General features: G+C 50.2%; 25 protein-coding genes, 5 tRNA genes and 1 other RNA gene. 15 read left to right on the top strand and 16 right to left on the bottom strand.

Annotated features, from left to right (window positions below):
• Positions 1-15: 15 nt before the first annotated feature.
• From EC843_RS06660 to pnuC, 7 genes are all read left to right on the top strand, one after another.
• A tRNA-Lys gene (locus EC843_RS06660) sits at positions 16-91 on the top strand.
• Between the two features lie 64 nt (positions 92-155).
• A tRNA-Lys gene (locus tag EC843_RS06655) sits at positions 156-231 on the top strand.
• Between the two features lie 16 nt (positions 232-247).
• Positions 248-374, top strand: a non-coding RNA gene (locus EC843_RS06650) — RtT sRNA.
• Positions 375-398: 24 nt separating this feature from the next.
• A tRNA-Val gene (locus tag EC843_RS06645) sits at positions 399-474 on the top strand.
• A 3-nt stretch (positions 475-477) separates the two neighbouring features.
• A tRNA-Lys gene (locus EC843_RS06640) sits at positions 478-553 on the top strand.
• Positions 554-901: 348 nt separating this feature from the next.
• On the top strand, positions 902-1,963 hold the full coding sequence (gene nadA / locus EC843_RS06635; protein WP_133521947.1) for a quinolinate synthase NadA: 1,062 nt from the start codon (positions 902-904) through the stop codon (positions 1,961-1,963).
• A gap of 24 nt (positions 1,964-1,987) precedes the next feature.
• Complete coding sequence (gene pnuC / locus EC843_RS06630; protein WP_121815202.1) at positions 1,988-2,704, top strand: nicotinamide riboside transporter PnuC; 717 nt, start codon at positions 1,988-1,990, stop codon at positions 2,702-2,704.
• On the opposite strand, the gene zitB is transcribed toward pnuC, so the two are convergent.
• Both zitB and EC843_RS06620 read right to left on the bottom strand, forming a co-directional pair.
• Positions 2,705-3,637 carry a CDF family zinc transporter ZitB gene (gene zitB / locus EC843_RS06625; protein ID WP_133521946.1) on the bottom strand — a complete coding sequence of 311 codons (933 nt, stop codon included), beginning with the start codon at positions 3,635-3,637 and terminating at the stop codon, positions 2,705-2,707.
• Positions 3,638-3,760: 123 nt separating this feature from the next.
• The gene (locus tag EC843_RS06620) at positions 3,761-4,138 is read right to left on the bottom strand and encodes a YbgS-like family protein (RefSeq protein WP_064545107.1); all 378 of its coding nucleotides are present in this window, start codon (positions 4,136-4,138) and stop codon (positions 3,761-3,763) included.
• A gap of 320 nt (positions 4,139-4,458) precedes the next feature.
• On the opposite strand from EC843_RS06620, the gene aroG reads away from it, so the two are divergent.
• A complete protein-coding gene (aroG, locus tag EC843_RS06615; RefSeq protein WP_064544904.1) occupies positions 4,459-5,511 on the top strand; it encodes a 3-deoxy-7-phosphoheptulonate synthase AroG in 1,053 nt (350 codons plus the stop codon).
• A 63-nt stretch (positions 5,512-5,574) separates the two neighbouring features.
• Here the strand turns inward: aroG and gpmA are convergent, their stop codons facing one another.
• From gpmA to modE, 7 genes are all read right to left on the bottom strand, one after another.
• Positions 5,575-6,327, bottom strand: a complete 753-nt coding sequence (gene gpmA / locus EC843_RS06610) for a 2,3-diphosphoglycerate-dependent phosphoglycerate mutase (RefSeq protein ID WP_133521945.1) — start codon at positions 6,325-6,327, stop codon at positions 5,575-5,577.
• A gap of 209 nt (positions 6,328-6,536) precedes the next feature.
• Entirely contained in the window at positions 6,537-7,577 is a 1,041-nt protein-coding gene (gene galM, locus EC843_RS06605; protein WP_064544909.1) for a galactose-1-epimerase, read from the bottom strand.
• A complete protein-coding gene (galK, locus tag EC843_RS06600; protein ID WP_064544911.1) occupies positions 7,571-8,719 on the bottom strand; it encodes a galactokinase in 1,149 nt (382 codons plus the stop codon). Before galK ends, galM begins: the two co-directional genes overlap by 7 nt.
• Positions 8,720-8,721: 2 nt before the next feature.
• Positions 8,722-9,768, bottom strand: a complete 1,047-nt coding sequence (gene galT, locus EC843_RS06595; RefSeq protein WP_133521944.1) for a galactose-1-phosphate uridylyltransferase — start codon at positions 9,766-9,768, stop codon at positions 8,722-8,724.
• Between the two features lie 9 nt (positions 9,769-9,777).
• Positions 9,778-10,794, bottom strand: a complete 1,017-nt coding sequence (galE, locus tag EC843_RS06590; RefSeq protein ID WP_064544914.1) for a UDP-glucose 4-epimerase GalE — start codon at positions 10,792-10,794, stop codon at positions 9,778-9,780.
• Positions 10,795-11,027: 233 nt separating this feature from the next.
• Positions 11,028-12,509 carry a molybdate ABC transporter ATP-binding protein ModF gene (gene modF, locus EC843_RS06585; RefSeq protein WP_064544917.1) on the bottom strand — a complete coding sequence of 494 codons (1,482 nt, stop codon included), beginning with the start codon at positions 12,507-12,509 and terminating at the stop codon, positions 11,028-11,030.
• Positions 12,510-12,585: 76 nt separating this feature from the next.
• Positions 12,586-13,377 (bottom strand): molybdenum-dependent transcriptional regulator, encoded by a 792-nt coding sequence (modE, locus tag EC843_RS06580; RefSeq protein ID WP_064544920.1) that lies wholly within the window; start codon positions 13,375-13,377, stop codon positions 12,586-12,588.
• Between the two features lie 128 nt (positions 13,378-13,505).
• Here modE and EC843_RS06575 point away from each other — a divergent pair, with 128 nt between their 5' ends.
• The gene (locus EC843_RS06575) at positions 13,506-13,655 is read left to right on the top strand and encodes an AcrZ family multidrug efflux pump-associated protein (protein WP_064544922.1); all 150 of its coding nucleotides are present in this window, start codon (positions 13,506-13,508) and stop codon (positions 13,653-13,655) included.
• 57 nt (positions 13,656-13,712) lie between these two features.
• On the opposite strand, the gene EC843_RS06570 is transcribed toward EC843_RS06575, so the two are convergent.
• Positions 13,713-14,993: a DUF445 domain-containing protein gene (locus EC843_RS06570; RefSeq protein WP_064544924.1), complete on the bottom strand. Its 1,281-nt coding sequence runs from the start codon at positions 14,991-14,993 to the stop codon at positions 13,713-13,715.
• A 257-nt stretch (positions 14,994-15,250) separates the two neighbouring features.
• On the opposite strand from EC843_RS06570, the gene umuD reads away from it, so the two are divergent.
• Both umuD and EC843_RS06560 read left to right on the top strand, forming a co-directional pair.
• Entirely contained in the window at positions 15,251-15,601 is a 351-nt protein-coding gene (gene umuD / locus EC843_RS06565) for a translesion error-prone DNA polymerase V autoproteolytic subunit (RefSeq protein WP_064544926.1), read from the top strand.
• Positions 15,602-15,603: 2 nt separating this feature from the next.
• Positions 15,604-16,872: a Y-family DNA polymerase gene (locus EC843_RS06560; RefSeq protein ID WP_133521943.1), complete on the top strand. Its 1,269-nt coding sequence runs from the start codon at positions 15,604-15,606 to the stop codon at positions 16,870-16,872.
• A gap of 79 nt (positions 16,873-16,951) precedes the next feature.
• Here the strand turns inward: EC843_RS06560 and EC843_RS06555 are convergent, their stop codons facing one another.
• A complete protein-coding gene (locus EC843_RS06555; RefSeq protein ID WP_133521942.1) occupies positions 16,952-18,052 on the bottom strand; it encodes a nickel/cobalt efflux protein RcnA in 1,101 nt (366 codons plus the stop codon).
• A gap of 125 nt (positions 18,053-18,177) precedes the next feature.
• Between EC843_RS06555 and rcnR the strand changes: the two genes are divergently transcribed.
• Positions 18,178-18,450: a Ni(II)/Co(II)-binding transcriptional repressor RcnR gene (gene rcnR / locus EC843_RS06550; RefSeq protein ID WP_064544933.1), complete on the top strand. Its 273-nt coding sequence runs from the start codon at positions 18,178-18,180 to the stop codon at positions 18,448-18,450.
• A 76-nt stretch (positions 18,451-18,526) separates the two neighbouring features.
• On the opposite strand, the gene EC843_RS06545 is transcribed toward rcnR, so the two are convergent.
• The 3 genes from EC843_RS06545 to EC843_RS06535 form a co-directional block, all read right to left on the bottom strand.
• Positions 18,527-18,600: transfer RNA gene (locus tag EC843_RS06545), tRNA-Pro, on the bottom strand.
• A gap of 74 nt (positions 18,601-18,674) precedes the next feature.
• Positions 18,675-20,438 carry an LPS biosynthesis-modulating metalloenzyme YejM gene (gene yejM, locus EC843_RS06540; RefSeq protein WP_064544935.1) on the bottom strand — a complete coding sequence of 588 codons (1,764 nt, stop codon included), beginning with the start codon at positions 20,436-20,438 and terminating at the stop codon, positions 18,675-18,677.
• Positions 20,439-20,457: 19 nt separating this feature from the next.
• On the bottom strand, positions 20,458-20,685 hold the full coding sequence (locus EC843_RS06535) for a YejL family protein (protein ID WP_064544937.1): 228 nt from the start codon (positions 20,683-20,685) through the stop codon (positions 20,458-20,460).
• Between the two features lie 136 nt (positions 20,686-20,821).
• On the opposite strand from EC843_RS06535, the gene yejK reads away from it, so the two are divergent.
• Positions 20,822-21,829 carry a nucleoid-associated protein YejK gene (yejK, locus tag EC843_RS06530; RefSeq protein ID WP_064544939.1) on the top strand — a complete coding sequence of 336 codons (1,008 nt, stop codon included), beginning with the start codon at positions 20,822-20,824 and terminating at the stop codon, positions 21,827-21,829.
• Between the two features lie 48 nt (positions 21,830-21,877).
• Here yejK and rplY read toward each other — a convergent pair whose 3' ends face one another.
• Entirely contained in the window at positions 21,878-22,162 is a 285-nt protein-coding gene (gene rplY, locus EC843_RS06525; protein ID WP_064544941.1) for a 50S ribosomal protein L25, read from the bottom strand.
• Positions 22,163-22,288: 126 nt separating this feature from the next.
• Positions 22,289-24,049: a DEAD/DEAH box helicase family protein gene (locus tag EC843_RS06520; protein WP_133521941.1), complete on the bottom strand. Its 1,761-nt coding sequence runs from the start codon at positions 24,047-24,049 to the stop codon at positions 22,289-22,291.
• Positions 24,050-24,237: 188 nt separating this feature from the next.
• Here EC843_RS06520 and rsuA point away from each other — a divergent pair, with 188 nt between their 5' ends.
• On the top strand, positions 24,238-24,945 hold the full coding sequence (gene rsuA / locus EC843_RS06515; RefSeq protein ID WP_133521940.1) for a 16S rRNA pseudouridine(516) synthase RsuA: 708 nt from the start codon (positions 24,238-24,240) through the stop codon (positions 24,943-24,945).
• A gap of 15 nt (positions 24,946-24,960) precedes the next feature.
• Entirely contained in the window at positions 24,961-26,163 is a 1,203-nt protein-coding gene (locus tag EC843_RS06510; protein ID WP_064544947.1) for a Bcr/CflA family multidrug efflux MFS transporter, read from the top strand.
• Positions 26,164-26,349: the final 186 nt, after the last annotated feature.

Below are 26,349 nucleotides of genomic sequence, written 5' to 3'. Positions count from 1 at the left end.
AGTAAACCGCATTGCGGGGCGTTAGCTCAGTTGGTAGAGCAGTTGACTTTTAATCAATTGGTCGCAGGTTCGAATCCTGCACGCCCCACCAATTATGGATGTAGTGCGAAATCAGTGAGTCGTGAAGAGTTTGAAGAAGTAGTAAACCGCATTGCGGGGCGTTAGCTCAGTTGGTAGAGCAGTTGACTTTTAATCAATTGGTCGCAGGTTCGAATCCTGCACGCCCCACCAATTATGGATGTAGTGCGAAGTCAGTGAGTCGTGAAGGGTTTGAACCTGCAGCAGGTTCGAGTTGAGCGAAAGCGAAACAGCGTTGTTTTAGCAACGACCCGAAGGGTGAGGCCAAAGGCCGAGTCATCCTGCACGCCCCACCAATTTTTAAAGTAGTACCGAAGTTTGGGTGATTAGCTCAGTTGGTAGAGCACCTCCTTTACACGGAGGGGGTCGGCGGTTCGAGCCCGTCATCACCCACCATTCGGGGCGTTAGCTCAGTTGGTAGAGCAGTTGACTTTTAATCAATTGGTCGCAGGTTCGAATCCTGCACGCCCCACCAAATTCAGACAAAAGCGCCTTCAGGGCGCTTTTGTTGTTTCTAAGGCTCGATCTTTTTCGTGCTGGGTTCGAAGCTGCAGCAGATTCGACAAAATCGTCGGGAACGATTTTGCATCACCGCTTGCGGTGACCCGAAGGGCGAGTCTCTGGATGAGGCGAGTGATATCCTGCACGTCCCACCAAAGGCACCTTTTTGCTATCTGCAATTCCGAGTTGAAAATAAATTCCCCACGACAATTCACCTATAATTCGCTATCTTGTTTAGCATATAAAACAACCTTAGCCATTTCTGGTCAGTCTTTATCAGAATAGTGCTAATTTGGTTAAGTCAGGCAAACGAGAAAGCACTATGAGCGTAATGTTCGATCCAGAAACAGCAATTTATCCCTTCCCACCTAAACCACAGCCTTTGAGCGCGGATGAAAAGCAATTTTACCGTGAGAAAATCAAGCGTCTGCTGAAAGAGCGGAATGCTGTGATGGTGGCTCACTACTATACCGACCCCGAAATCCAGGCTCTGGCTGAAGAGACTGGCGGTTGCATTTCTGACTCCCTCGAGATGGCACGTTTTGGAGCAAATCATCCTGCTACCACGTTGTTGGTGGCAGGGGTTCGCTTCATGGGTGAAACCGCGAAAATCCTGAGCCCAGAAAAAACTATCCTGATGCCAACGCTGAACGCCGAGTGCTCTTTGGATCTCGGCTGCCCAATCGAAGAATTTAACGCCTTCTGCGATCAACATCCTGATCGCACAGTGGTGGTCTATGCTAATACTTCCGCAGCGGTAAAAGCGCGTGCTGATTGGGTCGTGACATCGAGTATTGCAGTCGAATTAATTGAGCATCTCGACAGTCTTGGCGAGAAAATTATTTGGGCACCGGATAAACATCTGGGAAGTTATGTACAGAAGCAAACTGGCGCAGACGTGTTGTGTTGGCAGGGGGCATGTATTGTACATGACGAGTTTAAAACCCAGGCGCTAACGCGCATGAAAGCACTCTATCCGGATGCCGCTATTCTGGTACACCCCGAATCGCCGCAAGCCATAGTGGATTTGGCAGATGCTGTCGGTTCAACCAGTCAGCTCATCGCCGCCGCTCAAACGTTGCCAAATAAACAACTGATCGTGGCCACTGACCGCGGTATCTTCTACAAAATGCAGCAGGCATGTCCGGATAAAGAATTGTTTGAAGCGCCTACCGCAGGTGAAGGCGCAACCTGCCGTACTTGTGCACATTGCCCGTGGATGGCGATGAACGGCCTTAAAGCCATCGCTGAAGGGCTGGAGCAGGGTGGAGCAGAACATGAGATTGATGTTGATGCTGCGTTGCGTGAGGGCGCACTGGTGCCTTTAAATCGAATGCTCGATTTTGCTGCTGAATTACGACGTAATATTAAGGGTAACGCGTAAGGAATTTAACCCCAAGGAGCGAATATGGATTTTTTAAGCACGCAGAATATTTTGGTCCACATTCCCATCGGAACGGGTGGGTATGATTTATCGTGGATTGAAGCGATTGGAACCGTGGCGGGTTTGCTATGTATCTGGTTGGCTAGTTTAGAAAAAATCAGCAATTACGCATTCGGTTTAATTAACGTTACGCTATTTGCGATTATTTTCTTCCAAATCCAACTCTACGCAAGCCTGTTACTACAGTTGTTTTTCTTTGCGGCTAATATTTACGGTTGGTATGCCTGGTCGAGACAGACGAGTGAAAATCAAACCGCTCTCCATATTCGTTGGTTACCTCTGCCCAAAGCATTTGCCTGGATTGCAATTTGTGTGGGGGCGATTGGGTTGATGACGGTATTTATCGATCCGGTCTTTGCTGTCCTGACCCGAACTGCGGTTACCGCGATGCAGGCCATGGGTCTGAATGTGACGATGCCGGAGCTTCAGCCCGATGCGTTCCCATTCTGGGACTCCTGCATGATGGTACTGTCGATTGTGGCGATGATTCTGATGACCCGCAAATACGTCGAAAACTGGCTGCTGTGGGTAATCATTAACATGATCAGCGTGGTTATCTTTGCCTTGCAAGGCGTCTATGCGATGTCACTCGAATATTTGATTCTGACGTTTATTGCGCTCAACGGTAGCCGCATGTGGATCAACAGCGCGCGTGAACGCGGCTCACGCGCACTGTCTTAATTAGTGGTGGTGATGAGCATGGCCGTGATGGTCATGCTCATGTAAATCACAGTCCTGACCGTGGCAAACCTGATACTCCATTTGTACTGTGGCATGTTCAATCTGATATTCATCTTTCAGAAAATGGTGGATGCGTTCCAGCAGGGCGTCGTGATCGTGCGGTGGCACCACCTGAACATGCAACGTCATTAACGGTTTTTCACCGACCAGCCAGATATGCACGTGGTGAACGTTGCGGACTTCGGGAATCGTTCTGATTAACTTGCGCTGCAAAACGGGGATATCAATGGCGTTTGGTGCGCCTTCGAGCAACTCATTAACGCTCTCTTTTAGTAAATTCCACGCGCTGCGCAACACCAGGCATGACACCAGTATTGAGAGAATAGGGTCAATTGGCGTCCAACCGGTCCACAAAATAATAAGCGCCGCAGCGATAGCTCCCACCGAACCTAACAAATCTCCCATAACGTGCAGAGCAGCAGCACGCACGTTGATATTTTTTTCTTCATTTCCGCGATGCAAAATCCAGAACGAAAATATATTCGCCAGTAACCCGGCAAAAGCGATGATCAGCATGGTCCAGCCAGCAATCGGCTGCGGCTGATAAAAACGCTCTATCGCCTCCCAGACGATCAAGATCGTTATCACCACTAAGGCAATCGCATTCACAAATGCGGCAAGCGTGGTCAGCCTCAGCCAACCGAAGGTATGACGGGCATTCGGCGGACGACGGGCAAATTTCACCGCCATTAGCGCGACCAGCAGCGCTGCCGCATCAGTCAGCATATGCCCTGCATCAGCAAGTAAGGCAAGTGACCCTGATATCACCCCACCGATGACTTCCGCCACCATAAATAGCGCCGTGATGGAAAATGCCCAGAACAGACGTTTGGAGTTGGAATCACCCGAAGAATGTTGATGTGTATGCGCCATGATTTCTCAGTATTTGAAAAGCAACAATGCGCTAATTATAACCACTAAAGCTGATCAACTTATTGAATAAAACCTATAAAAAAGGAGAGCCTAAGCTCCCCTGGTTTTTTCAGCTGGCTGATTTTACTGTGAAGTCCCGTCCACTTTGCTGTTCACATCATTGCCGCTGCCGGTTTCAACCTTTTGGTTGGTATCCGGGCATTTACCGTCTTTACACATCGAATTTTTATGAATTTCATCCTTGCTCATTCCATCACTGGTCAAACCGCTATTACTGGTTGAGCCATTTGGATGGAGCATGGTGCCGCTATTGTTGATATTGCTGTTATCAACGCCTTTCGGGGCTATGTTCTGATTCGCGCCAGGTGCAACCTGGCCTGCTTCAGCGCCAGCATTAGCCTGGCCGTTATTCATGCCGCTGGTGTCGGCAGCCAAAGCTGCGCCGCTGGCAAGAGTGAGGGTTGCTGTCAGGAAAAGAGTGGTTAATTTATTCATCATGATGCTCCTGTTATGGTCGTTATTGCTGGATAACTTCTTCCAACAGTGCACAGGTCCTATTCGGATTAAATTATTTCTATCGGTGATACCTGCCAACTTTAATAATCTAATCAGAATACAATTTTGCCAAAATGATACTTTTTGGTGTTAACAATTAAAAATTGTAGCGTCATACCGAGCTTTTACCATTTATTGACCGCTTTTAGGTCGTTTTCAGGAATATTCTGCCTGAAGTGTAAAAGCCCGTTTACACTTCAGGCTTGAAGCGATAGATTGAAGGGATTGCAACTAAGCTAAATCTAAAGGCCATTTCCGGAAATATCATGAATTATCAGAACGACGACTTACGCATCAAAGAAATCAACGAACTTTTGCCTCCAGTAGCGCTGCTCGAAAAATTCCCTGCCACTGAAAAAGCAGCTGCAACGGTATCTGGCGCGCGCAAAGCGATTCATAAAATCCTTAAAGGAAATGATGATCGTCTGCTGGTTGTCATCGGCCCTTGCTCCATTCACGATATCAAAGCGGCGAAAGAGTATGGCGCGCGTTTACTGACATTGCGTGAAGAACTGCAAGGTGAGCTGGAAATCGTTATGCGTGTTTACTTCGAAAAACCACGCACGACGGTGGGCTGGAAAGGCCTCATCAACGATCCGCAAATGGATAACAGTTTCCAAATCAACGATGGCCTGCGCATTGCTCGTAAGCTGTTGTTAGATATCAATGACTCCGGCCTGCCAGCAGCGGGTGAGTTCTTAGATATGATTACTCCGCAGTATCTGGCGGACTTGATGAGCTGGGGGGCTATTGGCGCACGAACCACAGAATCTCAGGTTCACCGTGAACTGGCGTCGGGTCTGTCATGTCCGGTCGGCTTCAAAAATGGTACCGACGGCACGATGAAAGTGGCGATTGATGCTATTAATGCCGCTGGCGCGCCACACAGCTTCCTGTCTGTGACGAAATGGGGTCATTCTGCCATTGTGACGACCAGCGGAAATGGTGACTGCCATATCATTCTGCGCGGCGGTAAAGAGCCAAACTACAGCGCGGAGCACGTCGCTCAGGTTAAAGCGGATTTAGTGAAGGCAGGCCTGCCTGCACAGGTGATGATCGATTTCAGTCATGCCAACAGCAGCAAGCAGTTTAAGAAACAAATGGAAGTTGGCGCCGATGTTTGCCAGCAAATCGCTGGTGGCGATAAAGCCATCACCGGTGTGATGATTGAAAGTCACCTTATTGAAGGCAATCAGAACCTGGAAAGCGGTGAACCGTTGGTTTACGGCAAGAGCGTGACCGATGCTTGTATCGGCTGGGAAGATACTGAAGTTGTGTTGCGCCAGTTGGCTGATGCAGTGAAAACGCGTCGCGGCTAAGTCTTGACGCAGTAACAATAAAAAAGGCGTGGTTTTCACCACGCCTTTTTCACATCTAACGAATTACTTCGCTTTACCCTGGTTTGCTACCGCTGCGGCTTTTGCTGCGATCTCATCAGCATTGCCCAGATAGTAGCGCTTCAGCGGTTTGAAGTTCTCGTCAAACTCATACACCAACGGTACGCCAGTTGGGATATTCAGCTCAAGAATTTCGTCTTCGCCCAGGTTATCAAGGAATTTAACCAAGGCACGCAGGGAGTTACCGTGTGCGGCAACAATCACACGCTCGCCGCTTTTCATGCGTGGCAGAATGGTTTCATTCCAGTAAGGGATTACGCGCTCGATAGTTAACGCCAGGCTTTCAGTTACCGGCAGCTCTTTATCGGTCAGGCTTGCATAACGTGGGTCATGGCCTGGGAAGCGTTCGTCATCACGCGTCAATTCTGGAGGTGTTATCGCAAAGCCACGACGCCATTGTTTAACTTGCTCATCGCCGTATTTTTCTGCGGTTTCTGCTTTGTTCAGACCCTGCAGCGCCCCGTAATGACGCTCATTCAGCTTCCAGGATTTTTCAACTGGCAACCAGGCCTGGTCCAGTTCATCGAGGATGTTCCACAGAGTATGGATGGCACGTTTCAGCACAGAAGTGTAAGCAAAGTCGAAAGAGTAGCCTTCGTCTTTCAGCAACTTACCTGCTGCTTTCGCTTCAGTTTGACCTTTCTCAGACAGATCAACGTCATACCAACCGGTGAAGCGGTTTTCGTTGTTCCACTGGCTTTCACCGTGACGAACCAGAACCAGCTTAGTAACAGCCATAGTTTACTCCTTAATGAGCCTGTGATTAATGATAACGATTATCATTATATTGCCGCAAAGGGGCGAGCGGCAATGCTAAACGTTTAACATAGCGAAAAAGAGTGTGGAGTGTAAGTTGGATGTGAATGGTTGTTATATTTTTGTCGCTAAACGGCGGGAAATCCAGCGATTCGCAGAAGAATTGCCCTCCGTGGAGGAGGGCAAGGCACTTAGAGTGGAATGAACTCGTATTCCGTAATGCTTAAGTACTCTTCATGTGGCTGTAACCAGCAATCAGGTTGTGGCCATTCCGGATGATTAGGGCTGTCTGGCAGGAATTCGCTTTCCAGCGCCAGGCCCTGGTACGCATTGTACGTTCCTTGTTCCCTTGCCGGTGTACCGTCCAGATAATTCCCGCTGTAAAACTGCAATGCCGGTGCGGTGGTGTAGACCGTCATTTGCAGTTGATTGTCGCTCGACCAAAGGTGTGCTGCTGGCAGGCTGGCATCGCCCTGTGCTTGTAACAAGAACGCATGATCGTAGCCTTTAACCAGCACCTGGTCGTTATCAGACAGGAAATCATCAGCGATGGTTTTCACTGTGCGGAAATCAAAGCTGGTACCTGCCACATCTTTAAGCCCGGCCTGTGGAATACCGTTGCTATCGACTGGCAAGTAGCTATCGGCCAGCAGTTGCAGGCGATGTTGACGAATATCGTTCTGCTTACCGTCGAGATTAAAGTAGGCGTGATTGGTCAGGTTCACCGGGCATGCTTTGCTGGTTTTGGCGCGGAACTCAACAGTAATGCAGTTATCTTCGGTGAGAGCATAACGCGCGGTTGCACGTAATTCGCCAGGGAAGCCTTGATCGCCATCTTGTGAATCGAGGGTGTACAGCACTTCATGTTCGTTCTGGCGCACAATACGCCAGCGACGTTTGTCGAAGCCATCTGGCCCGCCATGTAGCTGATGTGCGCCCTGGTTTGCTGTCACGTTGATGGTGACGCCATCGCGCTCAAACTGGCTGTTGGCAATCCGGTTTGCGTAGCGCCCGACAGTTGCTCCCAGATAAGCTGACTGATTCAGATAATCTTCCGGTGTTTCGCAGCCAAGCAGCGTTTCGCGTACGCTTCCGTCTTTCATCGGCACACGACACGACAACAGGGTAGCGCCCCAGTCCATGACTGAGACAACTAACCCCGCGCTGTTGCGCAGGGTGGAGATGCGGAACGGTTGCCCATCCGGTGCAAGCTGTGGTGTTTCTTTTAGCATTGGCCCGCGCCCTCCGAAGGTTTGCAGACATAAAAGGTTTCTTTTATGCCGGTTTTGGCTTCGTACTGTTTGGCGACCGCTTGTTGTACTGCAGGAACCAAATCTTCCGGGATCAATGCAACGATACAACCACCGAAGCCGCCACCTGTCATACGCACGCCGCCTTTATCGCCAATTGTGGCTTTCACGATTTCAACTAACGTATCGATTTGTGGCACGGTGATTTCGAAATCATCGCGCATTGACGCATGAGACTCAGCCATCAGTTCGCCCATACGTTGCAAATCGCCTTTTGCCAGCGCATCGGCAGCTTCTACGGTACGAATATTTTCGGTGAGGACATGGCGCACACGCTTAGCGACAACCGGATCAAGTTCATGTGCCACAGCGTTGAATTTTGACAACTCAACATCACGCAGCGCTTTCTGAGTGAAGAAGCGTGCACCAGTTTCGCATTGCTGGCGACGGGTATTGTATTCGCTGCCCACCAGCGTGCGTTTGAAGTTACTGTTGATGATGACCACGGCCACGCCTTTTGGCATCGAAACCGCTTTGGTACCCAGCGTGCGGCAATCAATCAGCAACGCATGATCTTTTTTACCTAACGCAGAAATCAGCTGATCCATAATGCCGCAGTTACAGCCGACGAACTGGTTCTCTGCTTCCTGGCCATTTAAGGCAATTTGCGAGCCGTCCAGCGCCAGATGATAAAGCTTCTGGAACACGGTACCCACTGCGACTTCCAGCGATGCCGATGAACTCAAGCCCGCACCTTGTGGCACGTTGCCGCTGATCACTAAATCGGCGCCGGCAAAGTTTTTATCACGCTTTTGCAGATGCTTAACCACACCGCGAACATAGTTGGACCATTGCTGCGTGTCGTGGCTCAGAATCGGTTTGTCGAGTGAAAACTCGTCGCTTTGATTGTCATAATCCGCGGCGATCACGCGTACCATGCGGTCATCACGTTTTGCGCAGCTAATGACCGTCTGGTAATCGATAGCACAAGGAAGCACAAAACCGTCGTTGTAATCGGTGTGCTCGCCAATCAGGTTAACGCGGCCAGGAGCCTGAATAGTATGGGTTGCCGGATAACCAAAGTGTTCGGCGAAGAGGTGTTGGGTGTTATCTTTCAGACTCATTTTTATTCTCCGGATTGGCGAAAGTGAATATCGGAAACGGCACGCAAGCGTTCTGCGGCTTGCTCTGCGGTTAAATCACGTTGGGTTTCAGCCAGCATTTCATAGCCGACCATAAATTTACGCACGGTTGCGCTACGCAATAGTGGTGGATAGAAGTGAGCATGCAACTGCCAGTGACCATTTTCCTCGTCATTAAACGGTGCGCCATGCCAGCCCATAGAATAAGGGAATGAGCACTGGAAAAGGTTGTCGTAACGGCTGGTCAGTTTTTTCAGCGCGAGTGCTAAATCACTGCTCTGTTCAGCCGTCAGGTCAGTGATACGCAGTACATGAGTTTTCGGCAGCAGTAGCGTTTCAAACGGCCAGGCGGCCCAGTAAGGCACTACTGCAATCCAGTGTTCAGTTTCGACGACTGTGCGGCTGCCATCTTTAAGCTCGCGTTGTGCGTAATCGACCAGCATTGGCGAGCCATTTTCTGCAAAGTATTCGCGCTGCAATACATCTTCACGCGCCACTTCATTAGGCAGGAAACTGTTCGCCCAAACCTGGCCGTGCGGATGCGGGTTGGAGCAACCCATCGCCGCGCCTTTATTCTCAAAAACCTGCACCCACGGGTAAGTTTTGCCTAAATCCGCAGTCTGTTCTTGCCAGGTTTTCACCACTTCTTCCAGCGCATTTACGGAAAGCTGTGGCAGGGTTTTACTGTGATCTGGTGAGAAACAGATAACCCGGCTGGTGCCGCGAGCGCTTTCACAACGTAAAAGTGGGTCGCTGCTCGCTGGTGCATCTGGGGTATCCGTCATCAACGCGGCAAAATCATTAGTAAAAACAAAAGTGCCGGTATATTGCGGATTTTTGTCACCAGTAACGCGTGTGTTGCCTGGGCACAAGAAGCAATCCGGATCGTGGGCCGGTAAAGTTTCATTGGACGGAGTTTCCTGCGCCCCTTGCCACGGGCGCTTAGCGCGGTGCGGGGACACCAGAATCCATTGTCCTGTCAGTGGGTTAAAACGGCGATGTGGATGATCCACCGGGTTAAACTGCTCCATCACATTTCCTTAGTCTGGATAACCTTGAGGGTGGCGAGACTGCCAGCGCCAGGTATCATCTGCCATTTCTTGCAGAGTACGGCTGACACGCCAGTTAAGTTGTTGATCGGCTTTGGTGGCATCTGCCCAGTAAGCTGGGAGATCGCCATCTCGACGCGGGGCGAAGTGATAATTCACCGGTTTTCCGCAAGCGGTGCTGAAAGCATTGATCACATCCAACACGCTGCTACCAATGCCTGCGCCGAGGTTATAGATATGCACGCCAGGCTTGCCTTGCAGTGTTTGCATGGCGGCAACGTGGCCTTCAGCGAGATCCATAACGTGAATGTAGTCGCGAACGCCAGTGCCGTCTTCGGTTGGATAATCATTCCCGAAGACCGCCAGTGAATCACGGCGTCCTACCGCAACCTGTGCGATGTATGGCATCAGATTGTTTGGGATACCTTGCGGGTCTTCACCCATATCACCAGATGGATGCGCACCGACCGGGTTGAAGTAACGCAATAGCGCCACGCTCCAGTTCGGCTGGGCCTTTTGTAAGTCAGCCAGAATCTGTTCAACCATTAACTTGCTGCGGCCATATGGGCTGGCAGGCGTGCCGGTTGGGAAGCTTTCAACGTAAGGGATTTGCGGCTGGTCGCCATAAACTGTCGCGGAAGAACTGAAGATGAAATTGGTGACATTGGCGGCGCGCATCGCTGAAATCAGGCGTAACGTGCCGGTCACGTTGTTGTCGTAGTATTCCAGCGGTTTGTTAACCGATTCGCCGACCGCTTTCAGGCCAGCAAAATGGATCACGGCATCAATCTGGTGATCGTGGAAAATTTCTGCCAGTAGCGCTTCATCGCGAATATCACCATCAATGAACATAGGGTGTTTACCGCTGAGGCGTTCAATCACTGGCAGAACGCTGCGTTTGCTGTTGCACAGATTATCCAGAATGACTACGTCGTGGCCATTTTGTAGCAGTTGTACACAGGTATGACTGCCAATGTAACCGCTACCACCTGTTACCAATACTCTCATTTTTCGCTCCATTACGCGTATGGTATGTAATAAACATAGCATAACAGAGATGTCAAAAGTGTGACATGCGCTAAATTAGTGGAATCGCTTACACTAATGTTTCATCGACAATCATTAGCTGAAAAAATGATTATAAATCAAATGGTCATAGCGAGGGGGCTGCGGGTTATCCGAAAGTCGCTGCGCTAATCCGATTGATAAAAAATGAGTAACGGAAGCGACTTCCAACAGTGTTATTGAGCTGGTGCTAAATCGTCAATTTGATAGCGATATTCCTCGCCATCAGCCACAAAAGTGAGCCGTTTAGTGATGCACTCTGGCGCGTCTTCGGCGTGGTGAGAGACAAACAGCAACTGGGTTTCCCCTTCACCAATCAGAATATCAATGAAACGGCGTACTAGCTGGCGATTCAGCGGATCCAGCCCTTGCAGAGGTTCGTCGAGGATTAAGACCGTCGGGTGTTTCACTAACGCCCGAGCGATCAATGCAAGGCGCTGTTGGCCCCAGGAAAGGCTATGGAACGGTGCGTCGGCAATGGCGTTGTCCATACCAAGCATGTTCAGCCATTGGCGAGCCAGTTTTTGCTGGCGGTCAGAAACAGCCTGGTAAATGCCAATCGAATCAAAATAGCCGGAAAGCACCACGTTGCGCACCGTGGTACTAACACGGTAATCAAGATGCAGATTACTGCTGACATACCCGATATGCTTTTTGATGTCCCAGATGGTTTCACCGCTGCCACGACGGCGGCCAAACAGAGTCAGATCGTTGCTGTAACCTTGAGGATGATCGCCGGTCACCAGGCTTAATAACGTCGATTTACCTGCGCCATTTGGGCCGACTATTTGCCAGTGTTCGCCAGGATTTACCGTCCAGGACAGTTTGTGCAGGATTGGCCTGTCGTTATATTCCACCACGCCGTCACGCAGAATAATACGCGCCTGATCCACAGGAAGTGTGTAGCGAGCACTCGGGTCGTCTGCTTCCGGCAGTGCGACGCCCACCAGTTTTTCACTATGGGCCAGTTGTGCAATCAGCGCTTGTTCGAGCAGTTTTTGCTTTTTGCCTACTTCAATCAGCGCACAATCGGCCAGCACGCCCGCAAATTGCACAAAATCAGGAATTTCATCGAAGCGGTTAAGTACCAGCACCACGGTGTAGCCCTGGGTGCTCAGTTCACCTAATAACCCAGCGAGTTGCTCACGGGACTGCACATCCAACCCGTCAAACGGCTCATCAAGAATAAGCAAATCAGGTTGCGGCATCAGCGCCTGACAGAGCAGCGTTTTGCGCGTTTCACCGGTCGAAAGGTACTTAAAACGGCGGGTTAATAACGGAGTAATACCAAACAGTTGCGCCAGTTTCTGGCAGCGAGCTTCATCTTTAATTTCATCCTGAATAATTTCTGCCGTGGTGCGGCCGGTATCGTCTTCGTCAGGGCTCAACAAATCAGTGTTATTACGCTGCCATTCATCGCTAACTAACTTTTGTAGTTGTTCAAACGAAAGGTGAGCAATACGGGCAAACGAGCACTGGCGCTCGCCTTTTTGCACGGGCAGGGATCCTGCAAGTGCGCGGGCCAGCGCTGATTTTCCGCTACCGTTGGCGCCGACAAACGCCCAGCTTTCACCGGCGTTAATGGTTAAATCATTGAGGGCAAGAGTTCGGGTGTCGCTAAGGTGGAAGACCCCTTGCGATATTTGCAACACAGACATATACCATCCCAGTTTTTGCAGTGATTAAACTCAGATTTACGGATTGCCTGTGTTGTTGTCAATTCACCGTTTGGTTTTAGCACAGAGTGGCGATAATCACGCGATCGGCATTAAAAAATGCTATGACTTTAGCACCTTCTACCAGACTCTGAATTTCTACCACGCTATTAGGAACCGTGGCGCACAGCGTTTGTCCGTCCGGCAATCGCACCAGAACTTCGCTCTGTTCGCCACCTTGCTGAATATTGCTGATAATGCCAGTGAGTTGGTTATCGGCGCCGCTGGCGCGTTGAGGATCCGTAGTGATTTCAACCCACGGCGCTTTAATTAACACCAGCACTTCTTTGCCTTCGCTCAAACCCAGGCGTTCGGCGCTCTGGCGCGTAATGGCGGCTTGCAAACGTGTGGCACCATCCGCCAGTAAAATATCGACATGTTGCTGCACTTGTTCGCTATCGCGATGCAATACGGTGCCGAAAAGCTGGTTACGGGCGCTGGTTTGCAAAGAAAAGCGGGAAATCGCGGCGAGCAGGCTATCGAGCGGCAATGCGTCATCACGCAGCACATCGAACGCTTTTTGCTGGATCTGCGCGAGCAATTCATACAACTGAATCAGGCGTTCGCCGTAACGCGTCAATATTGCACCACCGCCGCCTTTACCGCCGGTCGCTCGCTCAACTAATGTCTCGTCGCTTAACTGATTCATCTCGTTGATAGCATCCCAGGCACTTTTGTAGCTAATACCTGCGAGTTTGGCACCCTGGCTAATTGAGCCGGTATGTTGTATTTGTTTAAGCAGCGCGATACGACGTGGATCGGCGAACAGCCGCTGTTGGAGTTTCAGCGTGAGTAAAATTTCAGCCTGCATAACCGCTCCGCAATAGTAAAAACGTCATTTTCTTCTATTGCGGCGGGATGAGCAAATGGCACAAAAGGAGAGTGCGTTTTTCTGTCAGGTCGTTAGAATACTCGTTCTCACTTTTGTTGGAGGCATCCATGTTAGAGTTACTAAAAAGCTTGGTGTTTGCCGTGGTCATGGTGCCAATCGTTATGGCGGTGATCCTCGGTCTTATCTATGGATTGGGTGAAGTCTTTAACGTCTTCTCAAAAGTCGGTCACAACGACCAGCCGAAACAACACCATTGATTTTCTAAGATTTCCCTAACGCCCGCATCAGCGGGCGTTTGCTTTTTTATCTTCCCTTCATAAATTCAGCAACGGTAGCGCCGCAGGTATCTGCGACAGCAGGTACAACACCAACCCGATTGAACCGCCAACCAGCGTGCCGTTAATGCGGATAAACTGTAAATCCTTACCGATATTCAGTTCAATTTGCCGTGACATATCCTGAGCATCCCAGCTTTTGACCGTGTCGCTAATATGGCGAGTCAGGAAGATGGCGAACTCCGGTGCCATTTTTTGCACTGCCTGCTCCAGATGCTCATTCAGTGAAGTGCGTAGCGCACTGTCAGCAATCAGCGTTTCGCCCAACCACTGCCCGGCCTCTGCAATTCGCTGCTTCACGCGCGAATCTTCAGAATTGACGTCCACTTTCAGCCATTGGCGCAAATCCCCCCACAGTTCGCCCAGATAGCGATTGAACGCCTCATCTTCTTTCAGATAATTTTTGATGCTGTCGGCTTTTTCAGCCATTTGTGGCGAGTTTTTAAGATTGTCGATGAGCTTTAACGTCGCGCGATCAAAAGCCTGGCGGATCTGATGCCCCTGATCATGGCTCACGTCATCCAGAAACGAATTAACTGCACTGGAAACCAGATCGGCGCTATGTTCCCCCAGCCATTCTGTTGGCAGGAGTTTGGCCTTACGTGGATGCTCTGTTTCCAGCCAACGTACAATCTGGCGGGCAATAAAAGCCCGCGTGCTTTCACGTTTTATCAGCGTCAGCATCTGGGCAATAACCGAGTCGAGCAGTTCCTGATGGCGGTTATTTTTAGTCAGGCTTTCCAGCAGCAGGGCACTTGAATGTGTCAAATCGACTTTATCGATGGCCTTGTGAACGGCCTGGCGGATTAAACGCTGAATACGGGTGTCATCCGTCAGGTCTAAAAAACCGCTCATCACTTGCAACAGATGTTGCCCGACACGCTGTGCGTTGTCGGGTTTGCTGAACCACTGGCCAATCATCTGTGCCGGTTCATGGCGACGAATTAGCGCAATAAGGGATTGGGTATCGAGGAACTTTTCTTGCACGAAGATACCCAGATTCTCGCCAATTCTGTCTTTATTGCGCGGGATAATCGCCGTATGGCGGGAGATAAAGGGAATCGGTACGCGATGAAACAGTGCTGCAACGGCAAACCAGTCAGCCAGTGCGCCCACCATGGCCGCTTCGGCGATAGCTTTTAAACCGCTAACCCAAAATCCCGGTGGCAAAAAGAGGGTGGCCACAAACGTTACAGCGGCAACCAGCAGTAAGGACAGCGCAAGGCGCTTGGTACGTTTTAGTTCAGCTATTTTCTCCATTCGCTAAGCATAGAACGGTGAGGGCGGAAGCGGTAGGGCAAGTTTGTATGGTGATTTCTTCCGTAGAGAAGCGCGCTTATTTTTACCACCTAAATTTTCCGCGACTTCAGTTTGTTATAAGAATCTTCCTGTAAGCAACTTGATCGGGATGCTTATTTAAATAATACTGTGTTTATATACAGTATTTGTTGGTGGGGATTTATGGCTCCGTTTGTTTCTATTAATTATTGTCAATCAACGACATCGGGGGCATGACTATGGGGGGATTTCCATCACCGGCGCAGGATTATGCAGAACAGAGCATTGATATTTACCAATTGCTGATGAAGCATCCTGCCACCTATTACATGCGGGCCTCTGACGATTCGATGATTGAGGGCGGCATCGCTAATGGCGATTTACTGGTGGTCGACAGTGCGCGAACGGCGGCGCATGGCGATATTGTGATTGCGGCGATTAACGGTGAGTTTTTTGTCAGGCAATTACAACTCCGGCCCTCCAGGCAATTAATTCCACGCAATCGTGGCTGCAAACCTATTCACCTCGGTACTGATGAGGCGCTTGAGGTATTCGGTGTTGTCACTTTCATCGTGAAGTCGATGAGCTAATAATGTTTGCCCTGGTTGATGTGAATAGTTTTTACGCCAGTTGTGAAACCATATTCAGGCCGGATCTGAAAGGTAAACCGGTGGTTGTTTTAAGCAACAACGATGGATGCGTTATTGCTCGTAACACCGAGGCCAAAAACTGTGGTGTACAAATGGGGGGCGCTTACTTTAAGCACAGAGAGCTCTTCCGGCAAAATGGGGTTATTGTTTTCAGCAGCAACTACGAGCTGTACGCTGATATGTCTGAAAGGGTTATGACGACGCTGGAAGAAATTTGCCCACGCGTGGAGATTTACTCTATCGACGAAGCGTTCTGTGATTTTTCGGGCGTAAGCCATTGTCTCAATCTAGCGGAATTTGGCCGAGAAATACGTACCACTCTTTTACAGCGTACGCATTTAACTGTTGGTGTGGGGATAGCCCAGACAAAAACACTGGCTAAGCTAGCCAATTACGCGGCTAAGCGGTGGCAACTGCAAACGGATGGCGTGGTTGACCTATCCAGTGTTGAACACCAGCGCAAACTGATGGCGAAATTACCGGTTAATGAAGTTTGGGGAGTTGGCCGTCGAATCAGTAAAAAACTCGACGCGATGGGGATCAAGAATACGTTGCAATTGGCGGAGACTGACACGCGTTTTATCCGCAAACATTTCAGTGTGGTGCTTGAGCGCACGGTACGCGAACTACGGGGGGAATCGTGTCTGGGGTTTGAAGAGTTTATGCCGACGAAACAAGAAATTATCTGTTCTCGCTCGTTTGGTGAACGGGTGACGGAGTACGAATACATGCGTCAGGCGATTTGCAGTTATGCAGTGCGCGCCGCAGAAAAACTCAGAGCCGAGCACCAGTATTGCCGCCACATTTCTGCTTTTGTCAAAACGTCACCTTTCTCAGTCAATGAGCCCTACTACAGCAACCGGGCTACGGTCAAACTGCTAACCCCCACGCAGGACACCCGCGATATTATCGCCGCGGCTACACGTTGCCTGAACGTTATCTGGAGAAACGGCTATCACTATCAAAAAGCCGGGATTATGCTCTGCGACTTTTTTAGCCAGGGGGTTGCGCAGCTCAATCTGTTCGATGAAAACCCGCCAAGGGTCAATAGCGAAGCACTGATGCAGGCGATAGACAGTATTAATAAGAAGGCAGGTAAAGGAGCGCTCTATTTTGCAGGGCAAGGAATTGAGCAACCGTGGAAAATGAAAAGAGCGATGCTTTCGCCGCGCTATACCACGCGTTGGTCAGATTTGCGGATGGTCAAATAGGGCATAGCTGGCATTAGACAACGTCCTTCAGGTAAGTGGAAAAGCGTTGTGGCGAGCAAAACGTTTTTCCCGATCAACATCAGTTTGTGATCCCGGCGTAACCGTGTATGCCCATATACAGGCCAACCATTGCTATCAGGGCGCTTGAGAAATAAGGCGCTCTTCTGGCTATGGTGCTAAAACCGCTCCAGCGTTTCGTTGCTTGTTGCACGCTCACCGCAGCGGCAACACCTACAGTGACCAGAGTTAACGCAAGGCCAATACTGAAACAGACCACCATTGCCGCTCCCAGAGTGAATGCCTTTAACTGGATACAAATAAGTAGCACGGTAATAGCAGCAGGGCAGGGAATTAAGCCGCCAGTGAGTCCGAATAATAATATTTGCCAGTTTGTCACTTCCTGGCCGGTAAAGCGGCGTTTAATGTCGTTCGCATGGGCCAGTTCGTGCGCGTCCTGATACTCTTTAGAGCCCACATCCAGGCCTTCCAGTGCTGAATGATCGTGTTCATGAAACGCGACGTTGTAATCATGCACATGGCCTTGATGACCTAAAGACAGGCGAACAGTAAAGTTGTGGGGCTCAGGGATAGGGTGCTTAGATTCTAAGAAGTCGCCTTTATCAACAAAATCGAACACTTGCGAAAATGTTCCTGCACCACGATGAGTTGTCAGTGAAACCTCATTCGCTTGCCATTTGTTGCCAGACAACGTGCGTAAACGCCATTGCGGGGGCTGATTTTCCTCAAAAATTGAAAGCTCAACGCGCCCGTGACCCGTATTGATGATTCTGGATTCATCATGCGAGTGGTGCTCTGTCTGTTGCTCAAGTTTCCAGAGTTGTTCTCCTTTCCAGGTGCGCCAGAACATCCAGATTGCTGTTCCCAGAATAATAAACGCGGAGATTAACTGTAACCATGGTTCAACAAAATCAGCGGTAAACTGCTTGCTGAGATACATCCCACCAAACGCGATTAGCCAGACGATAGCGGTGTGCGAAACGGTCGCTGCCACTCCCAGCATCACAGCCTGCTTGATACTCCCTTTAATCGCAATGATGAAAGCCGCCATCATAGTTTTGGAATGACCGGGTTCAAGGCCATGTAATGCGCCTAGTAAAATCGCGCTGGGGATGAAAAACCAGGCGTTACCTTGCTGAATCAGTGTTGAGAAATCGTTCATGAGAATGTTTCTTAGTCATTTATTATAAGCGCTGCGATTCTACTCCCCCCCAGTACCGAATACTACCCCCCAGTAGATTGGCAATGATACAATCTTATCTGTACTTCACTTATTGAGGCCTTTGTATGTCGCATACCATCCGGGATAAACAAAAACTTAAAGCACGTACAAATAAAATTCAGGGCCAGGTTGTAGCACTAAAAAAAATGCTTGATGAACCGCATGAATGCGCCGCCGTACTACAACAGATTGCGGCTATACGTGGCGCAGTTAACGGTTTAATGCGAGAGGTGATCAAAGGTCATCTTGCTGAACACATTGTTCATGAGAGTGACGAGGTGAAGCGCGAGGAAGATCTTGAGGTGATATTGAAAGTGCTGGATTCCTATATTAAGTGACCCTGGTTGCCGGAAGTATTGCAGATAAAGAAAAGGGGCTAATCTTTCGATTAACCCCTTGACCTATCAAAGTATTCTGGCACGAGAGGATTTGAACCTCCGACCCCTGACACCCCATGACAGTGCGCTACCAGGCTGCGCTACGTGCCGACTGCCAAATAATACTACTTATTTCATGATTGTTTGCAAGCCAGCTTTTTGCTAACTGGCTAATAAATAAGCAATCAATTGGCGATGAAGCGTTTCTCGTCGGTCAGTACTTGCAGTAATAATCCCAGCTGCGGCTTGGTTTCTTTAATCGCTTCGCCTTTCAAATTGTACATCCGATAGTTGCCGTTGTTATCCAGCACCAGCGTCATGGTCGGTAACGTAATCGCGAGGCTGTTATTGTCAGCACCCACGACCCAGTTATTGCGTCGAGTTGCTGCAAACAGGTCTTCACCCTGTGAGTACTCATTTGCCGGGTTTTTGACGTGTAGCAGGCGCTGCATCAGCGTGGTCATCACATCCTGATGATCGGTGAGTTTGGCGATGGTTTGTGCCGGAGTACCAGGCCAATGGATAACCAGTGGCACCTGAATGCGTGAGCGTGACCAGGCGAAGGAATCCTGCTCTTGACCCAGCGGCACACCGTGACCTGCGGTAATAATCACTACCGTATTCTGGAGTTTCCCGGCCGCATCAAGTGCGTCAAGTACGCGCTTAATTTGTTCATCAACGTTGCCTGCTGCGCGAGAATAGCGACGAGTAAAGGCTTGCTGATTACTGTCTGCCGTGATGTTTGTGCCATTAAAGGCAACCCAGGAGAACCAGCGGTTGTCATCAGATGCGTATTGCGTCAGCCAGTTAATCCATTGCGAGGCGGTTTGTGTGTCAGACTGGCTTTGCGCAGAAGGCAAAGAGAAGTCGGACAACAACGCCTGGCGATACATTGAAGAGTCGAAGCCATCGGAGGCGAAAAGCCCCAATTGATAGCCCTGCTGGTTCAATGCAGTAATTAATGCGGCAGGGACGCGGGCAGATAAAACACCGTCCATATAGGCCGGTGAGATACCGTAGAACAGGCCAAAGATGCCGTTATCGGTGCCATTACCCGCGCTCATATGCTGAGTGAAGTTAATATTGTTGCTGGCGAACTGGCTCAGATTCGGCAGAGTTTTCTGCACACTTTCGGCATTCAGGCCGTCGACGGTGATCAGCAAGACATTATTGCCCGTTCCCATATCGCGGAATTGCAGGTCACTCAGCGGATACTGTACCGAAACGGCTTCAGGATTACCCTGTTCCACGAGGCGACGCTGGTACTCTTTCGCATCCAGCAGGCCATGTTTTTCAAGGAATCGGCGGGCCGTCATCGGGTAAGAGAGCGGCAGGTTGGCGCGCTGCATAGTAATCGGGCGATAGAAGTTCGCATCCGCCCAGATATACATAATGTGGCTGCTAAAGAAGGCGACAAAAAACAGCGTAACGACGGGTTTAGCATAATGCTTGCGCCGCCCGAGGCTGCGCAGTTTTTGCCAGCTCCAGGTTGCAAACAGCATCTCTATCAATAAAATCACCGGCACGCTGATAAACATCAGCTGCCAGTCACGCGCCATCTCACTCTGGTCGGGGTTAATCACCAGTTCCCAGACAATCGGATTAAGGTGGAGATGGAAGCGAGTAAAGACTTCACTGTCGATGAGTAGCAGCGTCATGCCAGCGGTGGCAAGTGCTGCCGAGAAAAATCGCATCAAACGTTGCGACATGACAATGAATGTCAGCGGGAAGAGGATCAGCAAATAGGTGGCGAAAACCACAAAACTGAAATGGCCGATAACACTCAGCCAGGAATAAATACGACCCGTGAGCGTTGTCGGCCAGTCGGCGACAAACAGATAGCGGCTACCCAGCAGCGTTGCCAGCAGGATATTGAACAGGGCGAACCAATGTCCCCAACTGACCATCTGGGAAACTTTTTCGCGGTAGCGCTGACGGTTAGTCACCATAACGTGTAACTAGAATCCCTTATTGAGCTTTGTCTTCGCTCACGGAGGCTTGCAACGCCTCTGCGAAAGAGCGAGCCAGCGAGCGGCGTTGAGCTGAAGCCACGCTGGTATTAATCAGGTTGGTGACCATATTTCCCAGCACCATCAGGGAAAGATCGGTTGGCGTTTGGTGCTTTTCCAGTACGCTAGCCAGTTCACTCAACAGTTCTTCGACGCGTTCGTCACTATAACGGGATATTTGTGGCATAAATTAACAATCAGTTAGATTCAGGAAAGGGCGTTATCTTACCGTAGGAAGACTTGGTTTTCTGCTTTTTTATCTTCTATTGCACAAGGCTTCCGGCAATGGTTGAATACCGCCGAGTCTAAAAGGAGAGTTTATCATGAGTCTGGATATCAACCAGATTGCCTTACACCAGTTGATCAAGCGCGGCGAAGAGACACTTGAAGTTGTGCTGCGCGATTCTCTGTTGGCAACGAACGGCGCCGTAGAAGAAATGATGGCCGAATTGCACCGTGTCTACAGTGCGAAAAATAAAGCATATGGCCTGTTCAGCGAAGAGAGTGAATTAGCCGAAGCGTTACGTTCACAGCGTAAAGGCGACGAGGATTTCCTGGCGTTCAGCCGTGCAGCGACCGGTCGCTTGCGTGATGAACTGGCCAAATATCCGTTTGCTGATGGCGGCATTGTGCTGTTTTGCCAATACCGTTATTTGGCGGTGGAATATTTACTGGTCGCCGTGCTTAATAATTTAAGCAGCATGCGCGTCAACGAAGAGCTGGATATCAGTTCCACGCACCATCTGGACATCAACCACGCCGATATCGTGGCGCGTATTGATTTGACCGAATGGGAAACCAATCCGGAATCGACTCGTTACCTGACTTTCCTGAAAGGGCGAGTCGGGCGCAAAGTTGCCGATTTCTTCATGGATTTCCTGGGAGCCAGCGAAGGTTTAAACGCCAAAGCGCAGAACAAAGGTTTGTTGCAAGCGCTGGACGACTTTACCAACGAAGCGCAACTGGATAAAAACGATCGTCAGGCCGCGCGTCAGCAGGTTTATGCTTACTGCAACGAGCAACTTCAGGCAGGTGAAGAAATTGAACTTTCTTCGCTTGCGGATGAGTTACCATGGGCTGTCGATGACAAAAACTTCCAGCAGTTCACCGCGGATAAAGGCTATGAACTTGAAGAGAGTTTCCCGGCCGACCGCAGTACGCTGCGCCAGTTAACCAAATTCGCCGGTAGCGGTGGTGGGTTAACGATTAGCTTTGACGCCATGTTATTGGGCGAGCGCATTTATTGGGATCCTGCGACCGATACGCTGACCATTAAAGGCACGCCGCCTAATCTGCGCGATCAGTTACAGCGTCGCAGTTCTGGCAAATAGTCATAAAAAAACCCGCCGAAGCGGGTTTTTTTCGAGCTAAATTCGCGATTAAGCGCGAACGAAGTCGATGTGGTTCAGTTTTGGCTTGAACGGGTGACGCTGAACAGCCTGAACTTTAACCTTAACTTCTTTACCGTCGACAACCAGAGTCAGAACTTCTTCGTAGAAACCTGGTTTAGTTTGCAGGTTCATTACGTTGTCGTGATCCAGTTCGATAGAGATCGCAGCTTCGGAACCACCATAGATGATTGCCGGGAATTTGTTAGCTGCACGCAGGCGGCGGCTCGCACCCTTGCCCTGCTCTTTGCGTTCTACTGCATTGATAGTAAACATTAACTGTTTCTCTCTTAAATAATCCTGTTACAGGCGACCCAGCAACAGGTAAACGTTCTGCTTTGCGGATGCAAAAGCGGGCGGGATTATAGCCATATCTGGCTCTGGCTTCAATGAAAAGAACCTTTAGCCACGCAATTCATTCGCGCGACGGAAGCGTCCTTCGTAATCAAATACCTTTTCCCGCACGTTCCAGAAGTTGCCATTCTTGCGTGCCACGACAAAGTCCGGGTGGCGAAGCGCGGATTGCTGAGCGACCACATCGGCGGCGTTTATCCAGCGCAGCGGCACGCCAGGCGCACGGCTGTGAGGGCGAATAAATAGCTGTTCAAACGCCATACGCTGGGCGGGTGTTTGCAGGCGGAACCGTTCGCTGACATCTGCCCCGTCTTCATCAAAATAGGTAATCTTCAGCCAGTCGCCTTTTTCATCGCCACCGTGTTGCAGCGTCATGCCGCCGCAGCGCAGAACCAGCGCGTCTTTTAATTTCAGTGCGGCTTTTAACATATCGTCCGGGTCGACCAGAACACTCGCGCACTGGTGGCAGCGCCGCGCGGCAATATCATTTTCCGCGTTACATTGCGGGCAATTTTTAAAGCGGAAACGGTAATCGCACTGTTCGCGCGTACCGTCATCATCTTCAAACCAGCCCTGGCAGCGGCGACCAAAGTGCTCAATCAATTTGCCGTCGCTGGTGGTTTTTCCCCAGAAGGTGTTGGCAAAACCACAGGAAGGGCAAAAAACTTGTACCGGCACATTGTCGCTTTTGCCTTTCGCCGCACCCACTTCCGGTGTGAACAAATCATGAGGATTCCCGGCGTAGTCCAGAATCAAACAATCCTTTTTACCGGGCGCCAGGCGCAACCCGCGACCGACAATTTGCTGATAAAGACTGACCGATTCCGTTGGGCGCAGAATGGCAATTAAATCGACATGCGGTGCGTCAAATCCGGTAGTAAGCACTGAAACGTTGACCAGAAAACGGAACTGCTGGTTTTTAAACGCTTCTATTAATGTATCGCGGGCAGGGCCTGGGGTATCTGCGGTAATCAGTGCCGCATCATTTACGGGTAACAGAGCCGTGACTTCTTTGGCGTGTTCAACGGTTGCGGCAAAAACCATCACGCCGCGCCTGTCGGCGGCAAATTCTATAATCTGGCTGATGATGTGCGGCGTAATCCGTTTTTGCTGTTTGAGCTCGCGGTTAAGATCCGCTTCGCTGAACAAACCATTGGATTGCGACTGTAAACGGCTGAAATCGTACTGCACCACCGGCATATCCAGCCGTTCCGGCGGTGTTAAATAGCCGTGCTTAATCATGTAGCGCAGCGGTAATTCGTAAATGCAGTCGCGGAACAGCGCATTTTCGTTGCCGCGCACCATACCGTGATAGTGAAAATGATAAATCCAGCCTTTCCCCAGACGGTAAGGTGTAGCGGTCAACCCCAACAGGCGCAGCTTAGGATTGGCGGTGCGTAAATGGGTGAGGATTTGCTGATATTGGCTATCGTCAGAATCACCAATACGGTGGCATTCATCGACAATAAGTAATGAAAACTCGCCGTGGAATTGCTCAAGATTGCGCGCCACTGACTGTACGCTACCGAAAACAACTTTGCCGTGGCTCTCTTTACGTTGCAGACCCGCCGCGAAAATATCGGCTTCCAGACCAAGTGCACGATATTTCGCATGGTTTTGCGCCACGAGTTCTTTGACGTGTGCCAGCACCAGCACCCGTCCGCGAGCGACTCGGGCAAGCTCAGCAATCACCAGGCTTTTTCCCGCACCCGTCGGCAATACAATCACCGCTGGTGTGATGTGTTTGCGGAAATGGGCGAGGGTGGCGTCTACGGCTTCTTGTTGGTAGGGGCGGAGTGTAAAAGACATCGTGACTCTGATTTAGGGAAATAACGCGCTCAATTATGGCATGAATCGGGGTTTTACCTTGAGAGACTTTTCTATCCCGCTATACTGGCAAACTAATTAACAGGCAAACGATTTATACCCTTATAAAATGGGCGAATGCCCTGTCAGCCGTTTTGTGCTGGCACCTCTATGAAACAGGCAATATTTTAATGCGACTCGATAAATTTATCTCTCAGCAGCTTGGCGTGAGCCGCGCTATTTCTGGCCGTGAAATCCGTGCCAGCCGTGTCACTATTGATGGCGAAGTGGTGCGTGATGCCTCTTTCAAACTGAACCCTGAACATCAGGTTGAGTTCGACGGACGCTCGTTGACCCAGCAAAACGGCCCTCGCTACTTTATGCTGAATAAGCCACAGGGTTACGTTTGTTCCACCGAAGATCCGGACCATCCAACCGTGCTGTATTTCCTTGATGAGCCAATGGCGCACAAACTGCATGCCGCCGGGCGTCTGGATATTGACACCACCGGACTGGTGCTGATGACCGACGATGGCCAATGGTCACACCGTATTACTTCTCCGCGCCATCATTGTGAAAAAACCTATCTGGTGACGCTTGAGAATCCAGTTTCCGATGACACAGCAGAACAATTCACCGAGGGTGTTCAACTGCATAATGAAAAAGATTTGACGCTGCCTGCGGTACTTGAAGTGATTACTCCGCTGGAAGTGCGTTTGACCATCAGCGAAGGGCGTTATCACCAGGTAAAACGTATGTTTGCCGCCGTGGGTAACCATGTGGTTGGTTTGCACCGTGAACGCATTGGCGGCATCGCGATGGATGCGGATCTTGCACCGGGTGAATATCGCCCATTAACCGAAGAAGAAATTGCCAGCGTAGGCATGCCGCCGCGTTGATTCCGGGAGGATGCGTTGAGTAGTAAGCAAAATTCGTCAATTGGTATCGTGGTAATCCTTGGCCTGCTGGCCATGTTGATGCCGCTATCAATCGATATGTACTTACCGGCTTTGCCGGTCATCGCCTCGGAATTTGGCGTGCCAGCAGGCAGCGCGCAAATGACGCTGAGTACTTATATTCTTGGTTTCGCGATAGGCCAGCTCTTTTATGGCCCGATGGCGGACAGCATTGGGCGTAAGCCGGTGGTGCTTGGCGGTACGCTAATCTTTGCGGCGGCGGCGATTGCTTGCGCGCTCTCCCAAACGATTGACCATCTGATTGCCATGCGTTTTCTGCATGGTCTGTCAGCGGCAGCGGCCAGTGTGGTGATTAACGCGCTGATGCGCGATATTTACCCGAAAGAAGAGTTCTCGCGCATGATGTCATTCGTCATGCTGATAACCACCATTGCGCCGCTGGTTGCGCCAATGGTTGGCGGGGCAGTGCTGGTGTGGTTTAGCTGGCACGCTATCTTCTGGATTCTGGCGTTAGCGGCTCTGCTGGCATCGGCGATGATCTTCTTCATGATTCATGAAACGTTGCCGGTTGAGCGGCGTCAGAAGTTCCATTTACGCACCACGATAGGCAACTTCGCGACTTTGTTCCGCCACAAACGCGTTTTGAGCTATATGCTGGCAAGTGGTTTTAGCTTTGCGGCGATGTTCTCATTTTTGAGTGCCGGGCCGTTTGTTTACATCGAACTCAATCACGTTGCGCCGCAGCACTTTGGTTATTACTTCGCGCTTAACATCGTGTTCTTGATTGTGATGACCCTAATTAACAGTCGCTTTGTGCGCCGTTTTGGCCCACTGGCGATGTTCCGCTTCGGGTTGTTCGTGCAATTTGCCATGGCAATTTGGCTGGTGCTAAGCACCGGGCTGGGGCTAGGTTTTTGGTCAATGGTGTTGGGCATTGCGGTGTTTGTTGGCTGTGTTTCGATGGTGTCGTCAAATGCGATGGCGGTTATTCTCGATGAATTCCCACATATGGCAGGAACGGCGTCGTCGCTGGCTGGCACGTTCCGTTTTGGTATTGGTGCGTTAACCGGCGCGCTGTTATCAATCGCAAGCTTTAACTCCGCATGGCCAATGATTTGGTCGATTGCGGTGTGCGCCACATGCTCAATCGTTTTTTATCTCTACGCCAGCCGTCCTCGACTCGCCGCGACAAAATCCTAAAGTCCAAAAACGGGTATCGCCAGATACCCGTTCTTTAATCCAAATCAACGAAATTCTCCCATAAGCGCCTACAATTTGTTTCTCAAATGTAAACGCATCGACAATAAAAAGTCACAGCTTTGTGGTTAAAAAGGTTGAGTTACATCGTGGAAAGCGTTACATATAGCGCCGAAACGTGTGCAGCAC

The sequence above is a fragment of the Buttiauxella sp. JUb87 genome (assembly GCF_004361975.1).
Classification (GTDB): domain Bacteria; phylum Pseudomonadota; class Gammaproteobacteria; order Enterobacterales; family Enterobacteriaceae; genus Buttiauxella; species Buttiauxella ferragutiae.
The sequence above is the reverse complement of the archived record's forward strand: the minus strand, read 5'-3'. Positions and strand labels throughout refer to the sequence as shown.

Coding starts and splice junctions, on each gene's coding strand:
- galK (WP_064544911.1), bottom strand. CDS start 8,719: ATGAGTCTGAAAGATAACACCCAACACCTCTTCGCCGAACACTTTGGT.
- galM (WP_064544909.1), bottom strand. CDS start 7,577: ATGCTAAAAGAAACACCACAGCTTGCACCGGATGGGCAACCGTTCCGC.
- modE (WP_064544920.1), bottom strand. CDS start 13,377: ATGCAGGCTGAAATTTTACTCACGCTGAAACTCCAACAGCGGCTGTTC.
- EC843_RS06570 (WP_064544924.1), bottom strand. CDS start 14,993: ATGGAGAAAATAGCTGAACTAAAACGTACCAAGCGCCTTGCGCTGTCC.
- rplY (WP_064544941.1), bottom strand. CDS start 22,162: ATGTTTACTATCAATGCAGTAGAACGCAAAGAGCAGGGCAAGGGTGCG.
- nadA (WP_133521947.1), top strand. CDS start 902: ATGAGCGTAATGTTCGATCCAGAAACAGCAATTTATCCCTTCCCACCT.
- yejM (WP_064544935.1), bottom strand. CDS start 20,438: ATGGTGACTAACCGTCAGCGCTACCGCGAAAAAGTTTCCCAGATGGTC.
- EC843_RS06555 (WP_133521942.1), bottom strand. CDS start 18,052: ATGAACGATTTCTCAACACTGATTCAGCAAGGTAACGCCTGGTTTTTC.
- rsuA (WP_133521940.1), top strand. CDS start 24,238: ATGCGACTCGATAAATTTATCTCTCAGCAGCTTGGCGTGAGCCGCGCT.
- EC843_RS06560 (WP_133521943.1), top strand. CDS start 15,604: ATGTTTGCCCTGGTTGATGTGAATAGTTTTTACGCCAGTTGTGAAACC.
- aroG (WP_064544904.1), top strand. CDS start 4,459: ATGAATTATCAGAACGACGACTTACGCATCAAAGAAATCAACGAACTT.
- galE (WP_064544914.1), bottom strand. CDS start 10,794: ATGAGAGTATTGGTAACAGGTGGTAGCGGTTACATTGGCAGTCATACC.
- EC843_RS06520 (WP_133521941.1), bottom strand. CDS start 24,049: ATGTCTTTTACACTCCGCCCCTACCAACAAGAAGCCGTAGACGCCACC.
- EC843_RS06535 (WP_064544937.1), bottom strand. CDS start 20,685: ATGCCACAAATATCCCGTTATAGTGACGAACGCGTCGAAGAACTGTTG.
- EC843_RS06575 (WP_064544922.1), top strand. CDS start 13,506: ATGTTAGAGTTACTAAAAAGCTTGGTGTTTGCCGTGGTCATGGTGCCA.
- yejK (WP_064544939.1), top strand. CDS start 20,822: ATGAGTCTGGATATCAACCAGATTGCCTTACACCAGTTGATCAAGCGC.
- galT (WP_133521944.1), bottom strand. CDS start 9,768: ATGGAGCAGTTTAACCCGGTGGATCATCCACATCGCCGTTTTAACCCA.
- umuD (WP_064544926.1), top strand. CDS start 15,251: ATGGGGGGATTTCCATCACCGGCGCAGGATTATGCAGAACAGAGCATT.
- gpmA (WP_133521945.1), bottom strand. CDS start 6,327: ATGGCTGTTACTAAGCTGGTTCTGGTTCGTCACGGTGAAAGCCAGTGG.
- modF (WP_064544917.1), bottom strand. CDS start 12,509: ATGTCTGTGTTGCAAATATCGCAAGGGGTCTTCCACCTTAGCGACACC.
- zitB (WP_133521946.1), bottom strand. CDS start 3,637: ATGGCGCATACACATCAACATTCTTCGGGTGATTCCAACTCCAAACGT.
- rcnR (WP_064544933.1), top strand. CDS start 18,178: ATGTCGCATACCATCCGGGATAAACAAAAACTTAAAGCACGTACAAAT.
- pnuC (WP_121815202.1), top strand. CDS start 1,988: ATGGATTTTTTAAGCACGCAGAATATTTTGGTCCACATTCCCATCGGA.